This window comes from Metabacillus sp. RB-C-LZQ-3-1 (assembly GCF_058315175.1).
The window spans coordinates 1-1,429 of the sequence record NZ_JBZFLI010000057.1; the positions used below are offsets into that span (position 1 = coordinate 1).

12 tRNA genes are annotated in these 1,429 nt (G+C 47.6%); all 12 read left to right on the forward strand.

Annotated elements, in window-relative coordinates:
* The first annotated feature begins 4 nt into the window (after window positions 1–4).
* Window positions 5–81 (forward strand) — tRNA-Arg (locus AC4GZ8_RS26335).
* Window positions 82–151: 70 nt separating this feature from the next.
* Window positions 152–228, forward strand: a tRNA-Pro gene (locus tag AC4GZ8_RS26340).
* Window positions 229–243: 15 nt separating this feature from the next.
* Window positions 244–319: transfer RNA gene (locus AC4GZ8_RS26345), tRNA-Ala, on the forward strand.
* Window positions 320–344: 25 nt separating this feature from the next.
* Window positions 345–421 (forward strand) — tRNA-Met (locus tag AC4GZ8_RS26350).
* Between the two features lie 30 nt (window positions 422–451).
* A tRNA-Ile gene (locus AC4GZ8_RS26355) sits at window positions 452–528 on the forward strand.
* Between the two features lie 10 nt (window positions 529–538).
* A tRNA-Ser gene (locus AC4GZ8_RS26360) sits at window positions 539–631 on the forward strand.
* Window positions 632–678: 47 nt separating this feature from the next.
* Window positions 679–755, forward strand: a tRNA-Met gene (locus AC4GZ8_RS26365).
* A gap of 76 nt (window positions 756–831) precedes the next feature.
* Window positions 832–908 (forward strand) — tRNA-Asp (locus AC4GZ8_RS26370).
* Window positions 909–1,087: 179 nt separating this feature from the next.
* Window positions 1,088–1,163, forward strand: a tRNA-Phe gene (locus AC4GZ8_RS26375).
* 15 nt (window positions 1,164–1,178) lie between these two features.
* Window positions 1,179–1,254, forward strand: a tRNA-His gene (locus AC4GZ8_RS26380).
* Between the two features lie 8 nt (window positions 1,255–1,262).
* A tRNA-Gly gene (locus AC4GZ8_RS26385) sits at window positions 1,263–1,336 on the forward strand.
* A gap of 8 nt (window positions 1,337–1,344) precedes the next feature.
* Window positions 1,345–1,421 (forward strand) — tRNA-Ile (locus AC4GZ8_RS26390).
* The last annotated feature ends 8 nt before the right edge of the window (window positions 1,422–1,429 follow it).

Below are 1,429 nucleotides of genomic sequence, written 5' to 3' on the forward strand. Positions count from 1 at the left end.
ATATGCGCCCGTAGCTCAATTGGATAGAGCGTTTGACTACGGATCAAAAGGTTAGGGGTTCGACTCCTCTCGGGCGCGCCATAAAGATATATATTAGGAAGTCAGACGTGAGATCGAAATCTGACCTCACATATCCCTTATCCTATTAGAACGGGAAGTAGCTCAGCTTGGTAGAGCACTTGGTTTGGGACCAAGGGGTCGCAGGTTCGAATCCTGTCTTCCCGACCATACAAATTTAAACATGGGGCCTTAGCTCAGCTGGGAGAGCGCCTGCTTTGCACGCAGGAGGTCAGCGGTTCGATCCCGCTAGGCTCCACCATATAAAATTAATTAGGAAATAACATGGCGGTGTAGCTCAGCTGGCTAGAGCGTACGGTTCATACCCGTGAGGTCGTGGGTTCGATTCCCTCCGCCGCTACCAATTTTCATTATATGATCATTTAAACCAGATGGACCTTTAGCTCAGCTGGTTAGAGCAGACGGCTCATAACCGTCCGGTCGTAGGTTCGAGTCCTACAAGGTCCACCATCTTTTATACGGAGGAATACCCAAGTCCGGCTGAAGGGATCGGTCTTGAAAACCGACAGGGGTGTCAAAGCCCGCAGGGGTTCGAATCCCCTTTCCTCCTCCATATCTTTTTATTTTCAAAGTAAAGATAAGAACATACTATTTTATTATCGCGGGGTGGAGCAGTCTGGTAGCTCGTCGGGCTCATAACCCGAAGGTCGCAGGTTCAAATCCTGTCCCCGCAACCAATTTAAGTTGACGAGACTACGTCAATTATTCTTCTTAGCGAAGAAATAAAGTAGTGCTGTAAGTACAATTAATAATGGTCCGGTAGTTCAGTTGGTTAGAATGCCTGCCTGTCACGCAGGAGGTCGCGGGTTCGAGTCCCGTCCGGACCGCCATAATAATATAAATAAACTAATTTTTAATACTATCCATGTATTATCTAAGAGGGTTTCGATAAGCAAAAAGGTCGAGGAAACGACTGAGTGAACACCGGAGCGTATGTAAATATGTGAGGATGTGAACGTAGAAGTTGACGAAGAGATTTGAAGCTTAGCGGAAGCGTAAAACTAATTATGGCTCGGTAGCTCAGTTGGTAGAGCAATGGACTGAAAATCCATGTGTCGGCGGTTCGATTCCGTCCCGAGCCACCACTTAATAAAATAATGGCGGTTGTGGCGAAGTGGTTAACGCATCGGATTGTGGTTCCGACATTCGTGGGTTCGATTCCCATCAGCCGCCCCATATAAAACGCGGGTGTAGTTTAGTGGTAAAACCTCAGCCTTCCAAGCTGATGATGAGGGTTCGATTCCCTTCACCCGCTCCATAAAAAATGGGCCTATAGCTCAGCTGGTTAGAGCGCACGCCTGATAAGCGTGAGGTCGATGGTTCGAGTCCATTTAGGCCCACCATTTATTTT